Annotated in this window: 12 protein-coding genes; 6 read left to right on the top strand and 6 right to left on the bottom strand. The window is 69.0% G+C overall.

Going from position 1 to position 14,207, the window contains the following annotated elements; genetic code table 11:
- The first annotated feature begins 26 nt into the window (after positions 1 to 26).
- The 6 genes from mgtE to EBL84_RS08935 all read left to right on the top strand — a co-directional run bounded on the left by mgtE (position 27) and on the right by EBL84_RS08935 (position 7,141).
- Positions 27 to 1,685 carry a magnesium transporter gene (mgtE, locus tag EBL84_RS08910; protein ID WP_123140498.1) on the top strand — a complete coding sequence of 553 codons (1,659 nt, stop codon included), beginning with the start codon at positions 27 to 29 and terminating at the stop codon, positions 1,683 to 1,685.
- A 237-nt stretch (positions 1,686 to 1,922) separates the two neighbouring features.
- On the top strand, positions 1,923 to 2,441 hold the full coding sequence (locus EBL84_RS08915) for a hypothetical protein (RefSeq protein WP_123140499.1): 519 nt from the start codon (positions 1,923 to 1,925) through the stop codon (positions 2,439 to 2,441).
- Between the two features lie 76 nt (positions 2,442 to 2,517).
- Positions 2,518 to 2,706, top strand: coding sequence for a CsbD family protein (locus EBL84_RS08920; RefSeq protein ID WP_123140532.1), 189 nt, complete (start codon positions 2,518 to 2,520; stop codon positions 2,704 to 2,706).
- Between the two features lie 408 nt (positions 2,707 to 3,114).
- Positions 3,115 to 3,525, top strand: a complete 411-nt coding sequence (locus EBL84_RS08925; RefSeq protein WP_123140500.1) for a DUF1523 family protein — start codon at positions 3,115 to 3,117, stop codon at positions 3,523 to 3,525.
- A 318-nt stretch (positions 3,526 to 3,843) separates the two neighbouring features.
- Positions 3,844 to 5,436, top strand: a complete 1,593-nt coding sequence (locus EBL84_RS08930) for a sensor domain-containing diguanylate cyclase (RefSeq protein WP_190287924.1) — start codon at positions 3,844 to 3,846, stop codon at positions 5,434 to 5,436.
- A gap of 10 nt (positions 5,437 to 5,446) precedes the next feature.
- A complete protein-coding gene (locus EBL84_RS08935; RefSeq protein ID WP_165913516.1) occupies positions 5,447 to 7,141 on the top strand; it encodes a diguanylate cyclase in 1,695 nt (564 codons plus the stop codon).
- On the opposite strand, the gene EBL84_RS08940 is transcribed toward EBL84_RS08935, so the two are convergent.
- The 6 genes from EBL84_RS08940 to EBL84_RS08965 all read right to left on the bottom strand — a co-directional run bounded on the left by EBL84_RS08940 (position 7,114) and on the right by EBL84_RS08965 (position 14,188).
- On the bottom strand, positions 7,114 to 7,350 hold the full coding sequence (locus tag EBL84_RS08940; protein ID WP_123140502.1) for a thioredoxin family protein: 237 nt from the start codon (positions 7,348 to 7,350) through the stop codon (positions 7,114 to 7,116). The two genes, EBL84_RS08935 and EBL84_RS08940, sit on opposite strands and share 28 nt — an antisense overlap.
- A gap of 10 nt (positions 7,351 to 7,360) precedes the next feature.
- Positions 7,361 to 8,314 carry a permease gene (locus tag EBL84_RS08945; RefSeq protein ID WP_123140503.1) on the bottom strand — a complete coding sequence of 318 codons (954 nt, stop codon included), beginning with the start codon at positions 8,312 to 8,314 and terminating at the stop codon, positions 7,361 to 7,363.
- 207 nt (positions 8,315 to 8,521) lie between these two features.
- A complete protein-coding gene (gene arsB, locus EBL84_RS08950) occupies positions 8,522 to 9,604 on the bottom strand; it encodes an ACR3 family arsenite efflux transporter (protein ID WP_123140504.1) in 1,083 nt (360 codons plus the stop codon).
- A gap of 3 nt (positions 9,605 to 9,607) precedes the next feature.
- Positions 9,608 to 10,045: an arsenate reductase ArsC gene (locus tag EBL84_RS08955; RefSeq protein WP_123140505.1), complete on the bottom strand. Its 438-nt coding sequence runs from the start codon at positions 10,043 to 10,045 to the stop codon at positions 9,608 to 9,610.
- Positions 10,046 to 10,241: 196 nt separating this feature from the next.
- Entirely contained in the window at positions 10,242 to 10,595 is a 354-nt protein-coding gene (locus EBL84_RS08960; RefSeq protein WP_062271342.1) for a metalloregulator ArsR/SmtB family transcription factor, read from the bottom strand.
- A 68-nt stretch (positions 10,596 to 10,663) separates the two neighbouring features.
- Complete coding sequence (locus tag EBL84_RS08965) at positions 10,664 to 14,188, bottom strand: ATP-binding protein (protein WP_123140506.1); 3,525 nt, start codon at positions 14,186 to 14,188, stop codon at positions 10,664 to 10,666.
- Positions 14,189 to 14,207: the final 19 nt, after the last annotated feature.

A 14,207-nucleotide genomic window follows, 5' to 3' on the forward strand; every position in this document is an offset into this window, starting at 1 on the left:
CCCGATAGCCGCAATGGAACAAGCCCTTGAAGCGAGACCTGCAACCCGATCCGAACGACCTGATCGCCACCGAGATCGACCATCTGCGTGAGCTGCTCGCGCAGGGTCAGGGCAAGCGCGCGCGCCGCCTGCTCAAGAAGATGCACCCGGCCAAGATCGCCAGCCTGCTCGAGACGCTCACCCCGGCGCAGCGGGTGGCCGCTTGGCATCAGGTCGAGGCGCGCACCGAGGACAAGGTGCGCGCACACCTCTCGGCCACGCTGCGCGCCCGACTCGCCCGCGACCTCGAGAGCGAGGCCGCCGCGGAGTCCGACCCCGACTCGCGACACCTCGACGGCCCGCCCGAGGACGAGCCGGAGACCCAGTTGCGCCTGGTCCTGGAGGCGCTGGAGGAGGGCAAGCTCAAGCGCATCGCGCGGCTGTTTCGCAAGCTCCACCCGGCGCGCATCGCCGGGTTGCTGGAGTCGCTGCCGGCGACCGAGCGCGCCGCCGCCTGGGACATGATCGACGGTGAGCGCACCGCCAAGGTCCTGCGCCACCTGCAGGAGGAGGTGCGCCGCCGTCTCGCCGCGGAGATGGATCTGGATCATCTGGTCGAGGCCGCGCGCGGCCTCGAGCCAGATGATCTGGTCGACCTCATCCAGGATCTGCCGATGGCCACCGGTCGGCAGATCCTCGAGGCGATGGACCGGCGCGAGCGCGAGCGCCTGCAGTCGATGCTCTCCTACCCCGAGGACAGCGCCGGCGGCCTGATGAACATGGACCAGATCGCGGTGCGCGCCAACATCCGGGTCGGTACCCTGCTGCGTTATCTGCGACTGCGCGAGGACCTGCCGCCGAACACCGACAAGTTCTTCGTCATCGACCGCAAGCAGCACTATCAGGGCGTGCTGCGCACGCGCCGGGTGCTGACCGCGCGCCCCGAGACGCTGGTCTCGGAGCTGATGGAGACCGACTTCGAGCCGGTGCCCGCCGACCAGCCGAGCGACGCGGTGGCGCGCCGCTTCGAGGAGGAAGACCTCAGCTCGGCGCCGGTGGTGGATGCCGACGGACGCCTGCTCGGGCGCATCACCGTCGATGACGTGGTCGACGTCATCCGCGAGCAGGCCGCGCACGCGATCATGGGCATGGCCGGGCTGGACGAGGAGACGGACATGTTCGCCCCGGTGCTGGCGAGCAGCCGACGGCGGGCGGTGTGGCTCGGCATCAACCTGATCACCGCCTTTCTCGCCGCCTGGGTCATCGGTCTGTTCGAGGGCACCCTGCAACAGGTGGTGGCGCTCGCGGTGCTGATGCCGATCGTCGCCAGCATGGGCGGTATCGCCGGCAGCCAGACGCTGACCCTGGTCATCCGCGGGTTGGCGACGGGGCAACTCGGTGGCGGCAACACCCGCATCCTGCTGTTGAAGGAGGCCGGGATCGGTCTGCTGAACGGCCTGCTCTGGGCGCTGGTGGTCGCCGCCCTGGCGATCCTCTGGTTCGGCGACTGGGCGATCGGCGGCATCATCGCCGTGGCGATCCTGCTCAACCTGCTCTGCGCGGCGCTCTCCGGGGTCGCCATCCCGCTGCTGATGCGCCGTTTCGGCATCGATCCCGCCCTGGCCGGGAGCGTGGTGCTGACCACGGTCACCGATATCGTCGGCTTCTTCGCCTTCCTGGGGCTGGCGACTGTGGTGTTGCTCTAGCCGCTCGGCTCCGCGTCGACGGCGGGGCATATGCCCCCGTCGGCGGGGGCTATCCCCCGATCGGTCGGGGCACCCGCGCATGGGGTCAGCCCTTGCGCCCCGTCATGGCGCGCTCCGGAAGGGTTGGCATCGGCTTTGCAGCTTCTCCACCGAGGGATGATGCCCCGCGAGCCTCGCGGCCATCTCCACGTGAACCGCCACCATTTTCCGGTCACGACCACCATGGAGGAGCACGACATGAAACCGATTCTCGCCACCAGCGCCGCACTCTGCTTCACCCTGTTCTCGCTCAGCGCGATGACCCAGGCGGAGATGTCCGATGAGAAGGGCATGATGCATGAGTCCGAGATGTCCGAGGACAAGGGCATGATGCACGAGCCCGGGATGCCGCCGGCCGAGGAGATCAAGCAGGACACCAAGGATCTGCTCGCCTCGCTCAAGGCCTATGGCGCCGATCAGCGCGAGGCGGCGGTGAAGGCGACCAAGGAGGCGCTGGAGGCCGCCGACGAGCGCATCGACGCCTTGCAGGCGCGTCTCGACGAGAACTGGGACGACATGAGCGAGGCCGCCCGCGAGAAGACGCAGGCGAGTATGACGGCGTTGCGCGAGCGTCGCGCCCAGGTCGCGGAGTGGTACGAGGACATGGAGAGCAGCTCCGACAGCGCCTGGGACGAGATCAAGGAGGGCTTCGCCGAGGCCTACGAGGCGCTGGGCGAGGCCTGGCACGAGGCCGTCGAGTCCTTCGAGGAGGAATAACCATCCGCGCAAGCAGCGACGAACTCACCGAACATCCACCAGCCAGAGACCGGTCGTGACCGGTCGGGAGAAGACCATGAACTGGGAACAGATCCGTGGCAATTGGGAACAGGCCAAGGGCGAGCTGAAGGTGCGCTGGGGCAAGTTGACCGACGATGACCTGGCGCTGATCGATGGCGAACGCGACAAGCTCGTCGGTAGCCTGCAGGAGAAGTACGGCGTCACCAAGGAGGAGGCGATCAAGCAGGTCGACGAGCTGCACTGATCGTCGTCGCCCGGGCCAGGGATGGTCCGGGGCGTGCCGCCATCGCGGACATGCCGGGCGAGCCCGTTCGACGGGCTCGCTTTTTTTGTGTCTCCGGTCGCTCCATCACGTCGCCCGCCGCGCGTCGTGCCACTGCGCCAGATCCGTCGTCGCGCGTGTGGACAGGGTCGGGCGGCCGGGGCAGGTGGATAACCACCGGTGCCCGTGGGAGCGGTCGGGGCAATTGCCCCGCGGGTCATTCGCGCACGTGCTCGATGATCGGTAATGCTTTGAATATCAGATTGATAGAGCTCTTTTTTGGCTGGCATCGCGATTGCAAAGTCTATACGGACGCCGCGAGTCCACGGCTTTGCCGTGATGATTCGCGGTCGCATACGGGTCAAGACACAAGCAAGGGGGTAGAGAGTCATGAAGAACAAGCTCAAGATCGGCGGCGCCGTCGTCCTCGCCATCGTGGTCTTCCTGCTCTGGCTGCGCTGGGGGCCGGACTCCTGGGAGGTCCAGATCACCGGCGTGACCGGCGATGGGCGCGACGTCCAGTACCGTATCGAGACCGTCTATGCCGATTCGGCCGAGACGCTGATCTTCCGCAACGAGGACGCCGGCTTCACGCCGCCCTATTTCAAGTTCGACTCCGCCGATCTGCAGTCGGTCGCCAGCCGCATCACCCGGGAGTGTCCCGAGGTGCCGGTCACGGTACACGGCTACAGCCTGCGTATCTCGTGGCTGGACATGTTCCCGAACGCCACCTCGATCGACGCGCCGCAGCGCTGCATCGAGGCGCCCTCCGATCCCTCCGAGGTGACGGGGTCGCAGTAACGCGGTCGATGCCGGGTCCGCTGATCGGACCCCGGGCGGGCGATGCCTCACGGCGCCGTCCGCCCGCTGTTCGTCTGGCGTCGGCCTCTTCCGTCGTGCCGCGCGCCCGGCCTCGGGGTCGGACGCGATCTCCCGTCTCCCGCGCGCCGGGACCATCCCTCGGCGCGCGTTGGCTGCGGCGAAACCGGCCCCATCATCAACTGCCGATCACCGCCGTTTCGGCGGGACCGGGGTACGGGTCGCCAGGGGAGTCGCAAGCATGTCTGTCAGCAGGGATCGTGTTCTCGTCTTGCGTCTCGCCGCGCCTCCGGGGAACGGATGAGCGGGCGCGGGTTCTGGCGGCTGTATCTGCCGCTGGCCCTGGGGCTGGTGGCGCTGCTGGTGCTGGTGTGGGGGTGGAGCGTGCGCCAGATGCACCGCGAGCTCGATGAGACGGCGCGGGCCGGGGTCGACGAACTGGTGCGGCTGATCGAGAACAAGCTCGACCATGTCGCGATCGATACGCTGACGCTGGCGCGCCAGCACATCGTGCAGCGCTATCTCGATACCGGCGACCGCGACTGGCTGCCGCTGATCGCCGCCGAACTGACCAACCGCATCCACTATGCCCGGCGCTATCAGAAGATCCGGCTGATCGACGAGACCGGGCACGAGGTGGTGCGTGTCGAGTCGCTCGCCGGCGAGATCCTGACCATCCCCGAGGAGGAACTGCAGGACAAGGCCGATCGTTACTATGTCGAGGCGACGCTGGGGCTCGAGCCCGGCGAGCTCTATGTCTCGCCGCTCGATCTCAGCATCGAGAACGGCGAGGTGCTGTTGCCCTTCCTGCCGCTGCTGCGGGTGGGGACCCCGGTGTTCGACAGCGCCGGGCGCGGTCGCGGGATGATCGTCATCAGTTATCGCGCCGGTCATCTGCTCGAGCGTCTCGAGGACTTCGGGCGCGCCGGTCCCATCCGCCCGATGCTGATCAACTGCGCCGGTTACTGGCTGCTGGCCCCGCAGCGCGGGATGGCCTGGGGTTTCATGGTCGAGGGGCGCGCCGAGCAGCGGATGCAGGTGCGCTACCCGGAGGTCTGGGCGCGGATGCAGCATCACCCGCTCGGGTTGATCCGCACCGCCGACGGCACCTTCGTCTATCGTGACGTGGTGCCGCTGCAGAGCAGCTATCCGGTCTACTCGGCGCTGTGCGCGCGACGCGACGATGCGGTCTCGCCGAACCTGCTGCGCTGGCACGTGGCCGCTTTCATCGCGCGCGAGCGCTATGTGCGCGCGGCGCTGACGCCGACGCTGGTGATCGCCGGGCTGGGCGTGCTGTTGCTGCTGGTCCTGGCCTTGGCGGTGCGCGCGACCGTGGCGTTGCGCGCCGATCGACGCGCGCGCATCGACCTTCTGCAGCGCCAGGCGCGCACCGACGCCCTCACCGGGCTGGCCAATCGCACCGCCTTCGAGGAGCGCACCGATCTCGAGATCGCGCGCGCGGCGCGCCACCACCGCCGCTTCGCCCTCTGCCTGCTCGACCTCGACGGCTTCAAGGCGGTCAACGACAGCCAGGGGCATCTGGTCGGCGACGAGGTGCTGCGTTTCGTCGCCGCCGTCCTCGTGCGTCATCTGCGCACCGGCTCCGATGATCTCGCCAGCCGCTTCGGCGGCGATGAGTTCGGGCTGTTGCTGTGCGAACTCCCCGAGGAGGTCGAACAGGTGCAGACGATCCTTGCCGATCTCTGTCGTCGCATCGCCGCCGGCGACTGGGGCGTGACGGCGAGCATCGGCGTCGCGCTCTATCCGGACCATGCCACCAGCCGGGTCGGGTTGCTGCGCGCGGCCGATGTCGCCATGTATCGCGCCAAGGAGCGCGGCAAGAATCGCATCGTGCTCGCCGGCGAGCATGACCAGGGCGCGCCGGCGCGCTGAGGGGGAATCGATGCGGACATTCGCGCAGCACAGCCCGCGGACGTCGGAGTCCGCCACCGACCGCGCCGACGGCGACGGCGAACGCGCGCCGCTCTCGGCGCGGTGGCTGTTCCTGTTGACCTACGCGCTGCTCGCCGGGGTGCTGGTCGTGCTGTTGGTGCTGGTGTGGCAGTGGCAGGTCGATAGCCTGTCTCGCGAGCTCGACGCCACGGCGATCGCCAGCGTGGAGGAGCAGGAGCGGTTGCTCGAGAACAAGCTCGACTATGTGGTCTCCGATGTGCTGACACTCTCGCGCCAGAACGAGCTGCAGCGCTATCTCGAGGGCGGCGACGAGGCGCTGCTCGATCGCATCGCGCGCGAATACGCCGCGCGGCTGCGCTACTCCGGGCTGTATCAACAGATCCGTCTGCTCGACGCGCGCGGTCGCGAGCGGGTGCGGGTCGAACTCGACGCCGAGGGCACGCCGCGGATCATCATCGCCGGACGCGGCGCGGAGACCTGGTTCGATACGGCCGCACTCGCGCTGAACGCCAACGAGATCTATGTCTCGGCGTTGGACCTCGACGTCGCCGAGGGCCGGATCGCGCGCCCCTTCGTGCCGATCCTGCGCCTGGCGACCCCGGTGATCGACGCCGCCGGGCGCAATCGCGGGCTGGTCGTCATCCACTATCTCGCCGGGCGGCTGCTGGAGCGGCTCGAGGATGTCGGCCGGGGCAACCCCACGCAGCCGATGCTGGTCAACTGCGAGGGGTATTGGCTGCTCGCGCCGGAGGCAGAGATGCGCTGGGGGTTCATGCTGCCCGAGCGCGCGCGCCAACGGATGCAGGTGCGCTTCCCTCGGGTGTGGCAAGAGATGGCGCGGGTCGATCGGGGCGAGGTGCGTACCGCCGCCGGGTTCTTCGCCTTTCACCGCGTCGAGCCGCTGCGCGTCGACTATCCGGTGCACTCGGCGCCCTGCGGTGGCGGGGCGACGATGAGCGAGGCGGTCCTGCCGTTGCAGTGGTACACCCTGGCCTTCGTCCCGCGTGCGCTCTATGAGCGCGCGGCGATGACGCCGACGGTGGTCATCGGGCTACTTGGGCTGTTGTTGCTTGGGGTGCTCGCCGCTGCGGTGCAGGCGATGGTCGCGCTCTACGACAACCGGCGCGCGCAGTTGCTTCAGCTCGAGCGGATGGCGCGTACCGACGCGCTCACCGGGATGGCCAACCGCATCGCCTTCGAGGAGCGCGCCACGCTCGAGATCGAGCGCGCCGCGCGCCACCGGCGCTGTTTCGCGCTCTGCGTGATCGATCTCGACGGCTTCAAGGCGATCAACGATACCCAGGGCCACCTGGCCGGCGACGCGGTACTGCGCTTCGTCGCCGAGGTGCTGGTGGGGCAGTTGCGCACCACCTCGGGCGATCTTGCCGGGCGCATCGGCGGCGATGAGTTCGGGCTGTTGCTGAGCGAACTGCCCGACCCCGAGACGGCGCGCGCGATCCTCGAGGACATCCGCCGGCGGATTGCCGCGGGCGACTGGGAGGGGCAACGGGTCTCGGCGAGCATCGGCGTGGCGCTCTATCCGCACGACGCCGGCCATCTCACCGAGCTGTTCCAGCTCGCCGACGCGGCCATGTACCGGGCCAAGTCGGCGGGCAAGGATCGAGTGATGTTCGCCGGCGCGCCGCCCCGAGCCGGTCAGCCCGAGACCCAGGCGCGCACCTGATCGGCCCGCGGTACGCCGCCGCTGTGTACCACCTCGCCGTCGAGCACCACGCCGGGCGTCGACATGACGCCGTAGCCGAGGATCTCGGCCATGTCGGTGACCTTCTCCAGCGCGATCTCGACGCCCGCCTCGGCCGCGGCGCGCGCGATCGCCTCGGCCGTGACCTCGCAGTTGCGGCAGCCGCCGCCCAGTACCTTGAACGTCTTCATGTGTGTCTCCTCATGCAATCAGATTGAAGCCCCACCCGACCAGGGTGAAGGCGACGGCCAGCACCGTGGCGAACAGCACCAGGGCCGGCCAGCGGATGACCTTGCGCAGGATCAGCAGCTCCGGCAGCGAGAGCGCCGCGACACTCATCATCAGCGCCAGGGTGGTGCCGATCGCCACGCCCTTGGTCAGCATCGCCTCGGCCACCGGGATGACGCCGGTGGCGTTGGCATAGAGCGGGATGCCCAGCAGCACCGCCGCCGGCACGCTGAACCAGTCGTCCCCGCCCAGGTGCTCGGTCACCCAGGCGGCGGGGACGAAGCCGTGGAAGAGAGCGCCGACACCGATGCCGAGCAGCACCCAGCGCCAGATCCGCCCGACGATCTCGCGTACCTCGCCGAGCGCGTAGCGGTGACGCCCGCGCAGGCTGGTATCGGGCTCGGCCATGGCCGTCTCGCCCATGCGGATCTTCCACACATAGTCCTCGACCCAGCGTTCGGGCCGGAAGGCCTGCATGGCGAGGCCGCCGAACCAGGCCACGAGCAGCCCGGCAAGTACATAGAGCGCCGCGAGCTTCCAGCCCAGGACACCGACCAGGATGACGGCGGCGACCTCATTGATCATCGGGCTGGCGATGAGAAAGGAGAAGGTCACCCCGAGCGGGATGCCGGCCTCGACGAAACCGATGAACAGCGGCACCGACGAGCACGAGCAGAAGGGCGTCACCGCGCCCAGGGTGACGGCCATGCCGCGCGCCTGCCAGTCCGGGCGACCGCGCACGAAGGCGCGCACCCGCTCCGGCGAGAGCATGGCGCGCAACAGCCCCATGACATAGATCACCAGCACCAGCAGGACGAAGATCTTGGCCACGTCCATGACGAAGAACTGCACCGCCGCGCCGCCGCGCGAGGTCGGCTCCAGCCCGAGCAGGCCGAAGGCGACCAGATCACCGAGTTGCTCAAACATGGGGGCCTGCTCGCGGTGAGCGGTGGGGATGGATATGGGGAGAGATGTTCATGCCTGTCTCTGAGTGTGAAGAAAGGAGCCACCAGGCCCCGCTTGTCCGTCGTCGTCGGTCATGCGCGCCAGTCCCGCCACCGCAGGCTATAAGCTGGTCGCTGGTCGCTGGTCGCTGGTCGCTGGTCGCTGGTCACTGGCGGCTGGCGGCTGGCGTCACGACCGCACCTGTGCCCCGCGCTCGTACCAGCCCCGGGTGCGGTTGACCACCCGCACCACCAGCAGCATCACCGGCACCTCGATCAGCACCCCGACCACGGTCGCGAGCGCGGCGCCGGACTCGAAGCCGAACAGCGCGATGGCCGCGGCGACGGCCAGCTCGAAGAAGTTGGAGGCGCCGATCAGCGCCGAGGGACAGGCGACGCTGTGACGCTCGCCGACGGCGCGATTGAGCCAGTAGGCCAGCGCCGAGTTGAAGAAGACCTGGATGAGGATCGGCACCGCCAGCAGCAGGATGATCAGCGGCGCATCGATGATCGCCTGCCCCTGGAAGGCGAACAGCAGCACCAGGGTGGCGAGCAGCGCGAGGATCGAGGCGTGGCCGAGGGTCTCGAGGGTGGCCTCGAAGCGTGCGCTGCCGTGGCGCAGCAGTCGGCGCCGCCACCACTGGGCGATGATCACCGGCACCACGATATAGAGCGCCACCGAGGTCAGCAGCGTCTCCCAGGGCACCAGGATCGACGACAGCCCCAGCAGCAGCCCGACGATGGGGGCGAAGGCGAAGACCATGATGGCGTCGTTGAGCGCCACCTGCGAGAGGGTGAAGTAGGGATCGCCCCCGGTCAGCCGGCTCCACACGAAGACCATCGCGGTGCAGGGCGCGGCGGCGAGCAGGATGAGCCCGGCGACATAGGCGTCGAGCTGCTCGGCCGGCAGCCAGGGCGCGAACAGCCCGCGGATGAACAGCCAGGCGAGCAGCGCCATGGAGAAGGGCTTGACCGCCCAGTTGACGAACAGGGTGACGCCGATGCCGCGCCAGTGCGCGCGCACCTGGTGGAGTGCGCCGAAGTCGATCTTCATCAACATCGGGATGATCATCACCCAGATCAGCAGACCCACCGGGATGTTGACCCGGGCGACCTCCAGTCCGCCGAGAAACTGGAAGGGCGCGGGCGCCCATTGTCCGAGCCCGATGCCGATGAGGATGCAGAGCCCGACCCAGAGGGTCAGACCGCGCTCGAAGAGGCTCATCGGCGCGCCGCTCGACTGTGTGGCGGAGACCTCGCACTGTACCGACATGACTTACTCCGATGCTGGCGTGATGGTGAGCCCCAGCGCCTCGGCCACCGCTGGCACCAGGCGCGCGCGGATCTGGTCGCGGACGGCGATGAAGGCGTCCAGCGGCTCGCCGTGGGGGTCGTGGAAGGGGAGGTGGAGTCGGGGAACCGGGCGCGGGAAGATCGGGCACTGCTCGCGGGCGTTGTCGCAGACGCTGACCACCAGATCGAAGGGCAGGTCGAGCAGGGTGTCGACCGCCTTGGGATGGAGCCCCGCGGTCGCCAGCCCGGCCTCGGCGAGCGCGGCGATGGCCCCCTCGGCGACCCGGGGCTGTGGTCGGGTGCCGGCGGAGCGCGCGCGCACCCGACCGGCGAGATCGTGATTGAGCAGCACCTCGGCCATCTGCGAGCGGCAGGCGTTGCCGGTACAGAGCACGAGCACGGTCTTGGCGGTGGCGTTCATGCAGGGATCCTCGATCTGATCCTTGATGTCCGGTGTCGGGCGGGTGTCATGGCGGTTGGGGCGTGCGATCGCGGTTTCTTGATCTATGGAAAACCATATATTTGGTTTTTTGTATATTACGGCGCGAACCTCGCCCGTCCCCGACTGCGATAACTGAGGTGGCTATCGGTGGCGATTCGATGCCTGTCGGTGCCTGTCAGGCGCAGCGCGGTGCCGAGGGACGCCCCGGCATACTCGCCAGGCTGGCGGCGTCACTGCTGAAGGGGGCCTGTCCGCGCACCGCCGCGGCGGTCTCGTCGAGCACCCGGCACGCCCAGTCGGGCAGCGCCGGGTGGACGCGGTAGTAGACCCAGAGCCCGGCGCGCCGGTCGGCGACCAGCCCCAGCTCGCGCAGCTGGGCGAGGTGGCGCGAGACGTGTGGCTGCGCCGAGCCGGTGGCGTGGGTCAGCTCGCAGACGCACAGCTCGCCCTGTTCGCGCAACAGCACCAGGCAACGCAGTCGGGTGTCGTTGGCCAGGGCGGCGAAGAGATCCGTCGGCTTGAGGTTCATGGGCTTTAATATATGGTATTCGATATATTTGTAAAGCCGCATTTTACCCGTTTTCGCCGGATGGCGGGTCAGGTGCGCGTCTCGAGGTCGAGTCCCAGTCGCGCCGCCAGCGCCCGCGCGGCCGTCTCGCCGCCGCTGGCGTCGAACTCCTCGATCGCGGTCTGCAGCGGGGCGATGTCCTCGCTCGGCAGAGAGCCCGCGAGTTCGGTCACGGCGGGCTTGGCGGCGATGATGTCGAGGTCGGCGAAGGCCGCGAGCGCGGTGCGCAGGAGTGGCGCGAGGGTCGCCGGGGCGGGGGCCGTCTTGTCGCGCTCCGGTGACGGCTGGGATGAGCGCGCGGACGGTTCCTGGGGGACATAGCGGGCGATGGAGTCGAGCGCGGTCGCGAGCGCGGCCTGCAAGGCCGTGGTCGCCGCGGCGAGCGCCGCCTGCGCGTGTCGGTCGCCGGTCAGCCGCTCGATCTTGCCGGCGCAGGCGGCGACCTCGGTGAGTCCGAGGTTTCCGGCGACGCCGTGGAGACGATGGGCCAGCCGCAGTGCGGTCTCCGGGTCGGCCTCGGCGATCCGTCGTGCGGTATCGCCGTGCTCGCGGGCGAACTTGTCCAGATAGCGTCGATAGGTCCCGGCATCCTTCCACGCCGCCAGGCTGTGGTCGAGAGCGAGCCCGGGGAGGTCCTGTGGGGACGGCATGGTGTTCGACGCGTGCCCGCCGCCCGGTGTCTCGGGCGTCTGTCGCCGCTCGCCCGTTGCCTGCACCGTGCGCCGGATGATGCAGACCGCCTCCTCGACGTCGAAGGGCTTGGAGATGAAGGCATCCATCCCCGCCTCCCGGGCCGAGACCTGCTGTGCGGCCATGGCCCCGGCGGTGAGCGCGATCACCGGAACGCCGGCGAGCGCCGGGATGCGACGGATCCGGCGCGTCGCCTCGTGTCCGTCCATGCGCGGCATCTGCACGTCCATCAGGACCGCGTCGATCGTCTCCGGTCGTGTCATCAGATGGTCGAGCGCCTCCTCGCCGTCGCTCGCCACGCTGACCCGTGCGCCCTCGTCGAGGAAGATGCGCGAGGCCACCTCGCGATTGATCTCGCTGTCGTCGACGATCAGCAGGTGCAGCCCGGCGAGTCGCCGTGGGCGAGGCGTGTGCAGGGGCGTCTCGGTCGGGCCGCAGTGTCTGCCCCGGACCCGTGCGACCGCCTCGCGAAACGGCGAGGGGGCGAGCGGCTTGACGAGCATGGCGTCGACCAGGTGCGCATCGGGGGCCGTGCGCGCCTGCTCGAGCGGGTGTGGGGTGAGGACGAACAGCAGCGGTCGGCGCGTCTCGGGCAGCGCCTCGCGGATCGCTCGCGCGGTGCTCGGGTCATGATCCGCGGCGACCGGCCGGTTGATCAGCACGACCGCCTGCGGACCCTGGAGCGAGGGTTCCTCGACGATCCGTCGCAGTGCCGTCCCGGCGCAGCTCACCGCGTGCCCCGACCAGCCCAGGGCGGTGACCGTGGCCAGCAGGCCGTCGCGCACGCGGGCATCGTCGGCGACCACCAGCACCCGCACCGGTGCCGCCGCCGGGGCGTCCGAGCCCTGCTCGACGAGACGCTCGAAGGGGAGCTCGAACCAGAAGGTGCTGCCCGCCCCGGGTCTGCTCTCGAGCCCTACGCGGCCGTCCATCAGCTCGACCATTCGGCGCGAGATCATCAGCCCCAGGCCGGAGCCGCCGAAGCGACGGGTGGTGGAGACATCGGCCTGGGTGAAGGGCTGGAACAGCCGTGCCTGGGTCGCGGCGTCGATGCCGATGCCGGTGTCCTTGACCGCAAAGCGCAGCCAGATGTGTTGTTCGTCGGTCTCGATGGGGTCGATGCGGACCTCGATCACGCCACTGTCGGTGAACTTGATGGCGTTGTTGGTAAGGTTGATCAGCACCTGCCCCAGACGCAGCGGATCGCCACGCAATGGCCAGTCACAGCAGTGCGGTGGGGCGATGACGAGCTCGAGCGTCTTGCCCCGCTCCCGGGCGGTGGCGGCCATCAGGGTGGCGAGGTTGTCGATCACCGTCACCAGTCGGAAGGGCACCCGCTCGATCTCGATCTTGCCCGACTCGATCTTGGAGACGTCGAGGACGTCGTTGAGGATGGTCAGCAGACTCTGGCCGGAGTGGTGGATCTTGCGTGCCAGATCGTGCGCCTCGTCGGGCAGATCCCGACTCTCCAGCAGATAGGCGAGACCGAGCACCGCATTCAGCGGGGTGCGGATCTCGTGGCTGATGTTGGCGAGGAAGGCCGACTTGGTGCGGGTGGCCGCCTCGGCCTGTTCCTTGGCCAGGGTCAGCTCGCGGGTGCGCGCCTCGACCAGTCGTTCCAGCCCGGTCTGGTGTTCGCGCAACGCTGCTTGTAGTCGGGTGCGCTCGGTGATGTCGCGGATCACGCTGATCAGGGTGTCGATCGCGCCGACCCGCGCCCCCTGGGAGCTGACCTCAACGGGGAAGGTGCTGCCGTCACGACGCCGGTGCTCGGTCTCGAACAGCAACCCCTGGGCGTGGGCCTCGGCCATCTGCGCCGGTAGGATGGCCTGAGTGCTGGAGGCGCGCAGATCATGGACGGTCATGCCCAGCAGCTCCGCGCGGGAGTAGCCGTAGCTCGCGACCGCAGCATCGTTGACCTCCAGCAGCCGACCGTCCTCGCGGCGGATGAACAGGATGATGTCGCGGCTGTGGCGGGCGAGCAGCTCGAAGCGGCGCAGCGTCTCCTCGGTCCGGCGACGTCGCGCGATATGGCGGGCCAGCGAGGCGGCGATTCGCTTCGCCCGGATCGACTGGCTCATCGTTCCCGCGACCGCCAGGGCCATGGCCAGCCCGAAGATCAGCATCAGGGTCGCGGCGCGGTCGCTGGTCTCGATCGGGTAACGCACCTGCAGCGCCAGCCAGAGGATCAGGGTGAAGGTCGAGAGCAGGATGGCGATGACGACGATGATCCAGCCCTGATCGCGGGCGCGTCGGCCTTGTACCAGGGCCATGCAGCCACCGCCCATCACCACCAGGGCGATGGCGGTATGCGGTGCCATCACGGTGAAGTGGTCGTGGCCGTAGGCTGCCGGGATGTCGAGGGCGTAACCGAGCAACGCGACCGCGCCCAGTCCGGCAAGGACCCCGGCGAGAACCCCGGCGAGTCGCCAGCGCCACGGCTTGGCACCGGTGAGCAGCAGGATGATGGCGCCGCAGAGCATCAGGGACAGGGCGGTGTTGGGCGCCATCCTGCCGGGGACCGGGGTCGCTACCGTGATGTCGTGCTCCATCAGCAGCTGATCGATGCCGAGATCGAGCTGCAGGGTGTCCTGGAGCAGGGTCAGTGCGCCGATCAGTGCGATCGCCAGGGCCAGCCCCGAGGCCGTGCGCCGGCGCCCGTCGAGGAGTGCCCACAGCCCGGCGCCGGACAGCGCGAGCCCCAGCGCGGTGTTGTACTGCATCGGTACCAGATGGGGCTGGAGCTGGATGAGCGGCGCCAGCTTCAGGTGCCAGCCGAGGATGACCGCCCCTCCCAGGGCCATGACCAGGATGAAGGCCAGGCGGGCGAGAGGCTCCAGATGGTCCGGCTTGGTCTGTGGCATGCGTTGTATCCCTTGCAGT

Origin of the sequence: Marichromatium sp. AB31 (assembly GCF_003718685.1) — a bacterium.
Lineage (GTDB): Bacteria > Pseudomonadota > Gammaproteobacteria > Chromatiales > Chromatiaceae > Marichromatium > Marichromatium gracile.

Bases quoted from the DNA above. Each gene is read 5' to 3' on its own strand.
- EBL84_RS08915 (WP_123140499.1), top strand. From the start codon at position 1,923: ATGAAACCGATTCTCGCCACCAGCGCCGCACTCTGCTTCACCCTGTTC.
- EBL84_RS08920 (WP_123140532.1), top strand. From the start codon at position 2,518: ATGAACTGGGAACAGATCCGTGGCAATTGGGAACAGGCCAAGGGCGAG.
- EBL84_RS08925 (WP_123140500.1), top strand. From the start codon at position 3,115: ATGAAGAACAAGCTCAAGATCGGCGGCGCCGTCGTCCTCGCCATCGTG.
- EBL84_RS08930 (WP_190287924.1), top strand. From the start codon at position 3,844: ATGAGCGGGCGCGGGTTCTGGCGGCTGTATCTGCCGCTGGCCCTGGGG.
- EBL84_RS08935 (WP_165913516.1), top strand. From the start codon at position 5,447: ATGCGGACATTCGCGCAGCACAGCCCGCGGACGTCGGAGTCCGCCACC.
- EBL84_RS08940 (WP_123140502.1), bottom strand. From the start codon at position 7,350: ATGAAGACGTTCAAGGTACTGGGCGGCGGCTGCCGCAACTGCGAGGTC.
- EBL84_RS08945 (WP_123140503.1), bottom strand. From the start codon at position 8,314: ATGTTTGAGCAACTCGGTGATCTGGTCGCCTTCGGCCTGCTCGGGCTG.
- arsB (WP_123140504.1), bottom strand. From the start codon at position 9,604: ATGTCGGTACAGTGCGAGGTCTCCGCCACACAGTCGAGCGGCGCGCCG.
- EBL84_RS08955 (WP_123140505.1), bottom strand. From the start codon at position 10,045: ATGAACGCCACCGCCAAGACCGTGCTCGTGCTCTGTACCGGCAACGCC.
- EBL84_RS08960 (WP_062271342.1), bottom strand. From the start codon at position 10,595: ATGAACCTCAAGCCGACGGATCTCTTCGCCGCCCTGGCCAACGACACC.
- EBL84_RS08965 (WP_123140506.1), bottom strand. From the start codon at position 14,188: ATGCCACAGACCAAGCCGGACCATCTGGAGCCTCTCGCCCGCCTGGCC.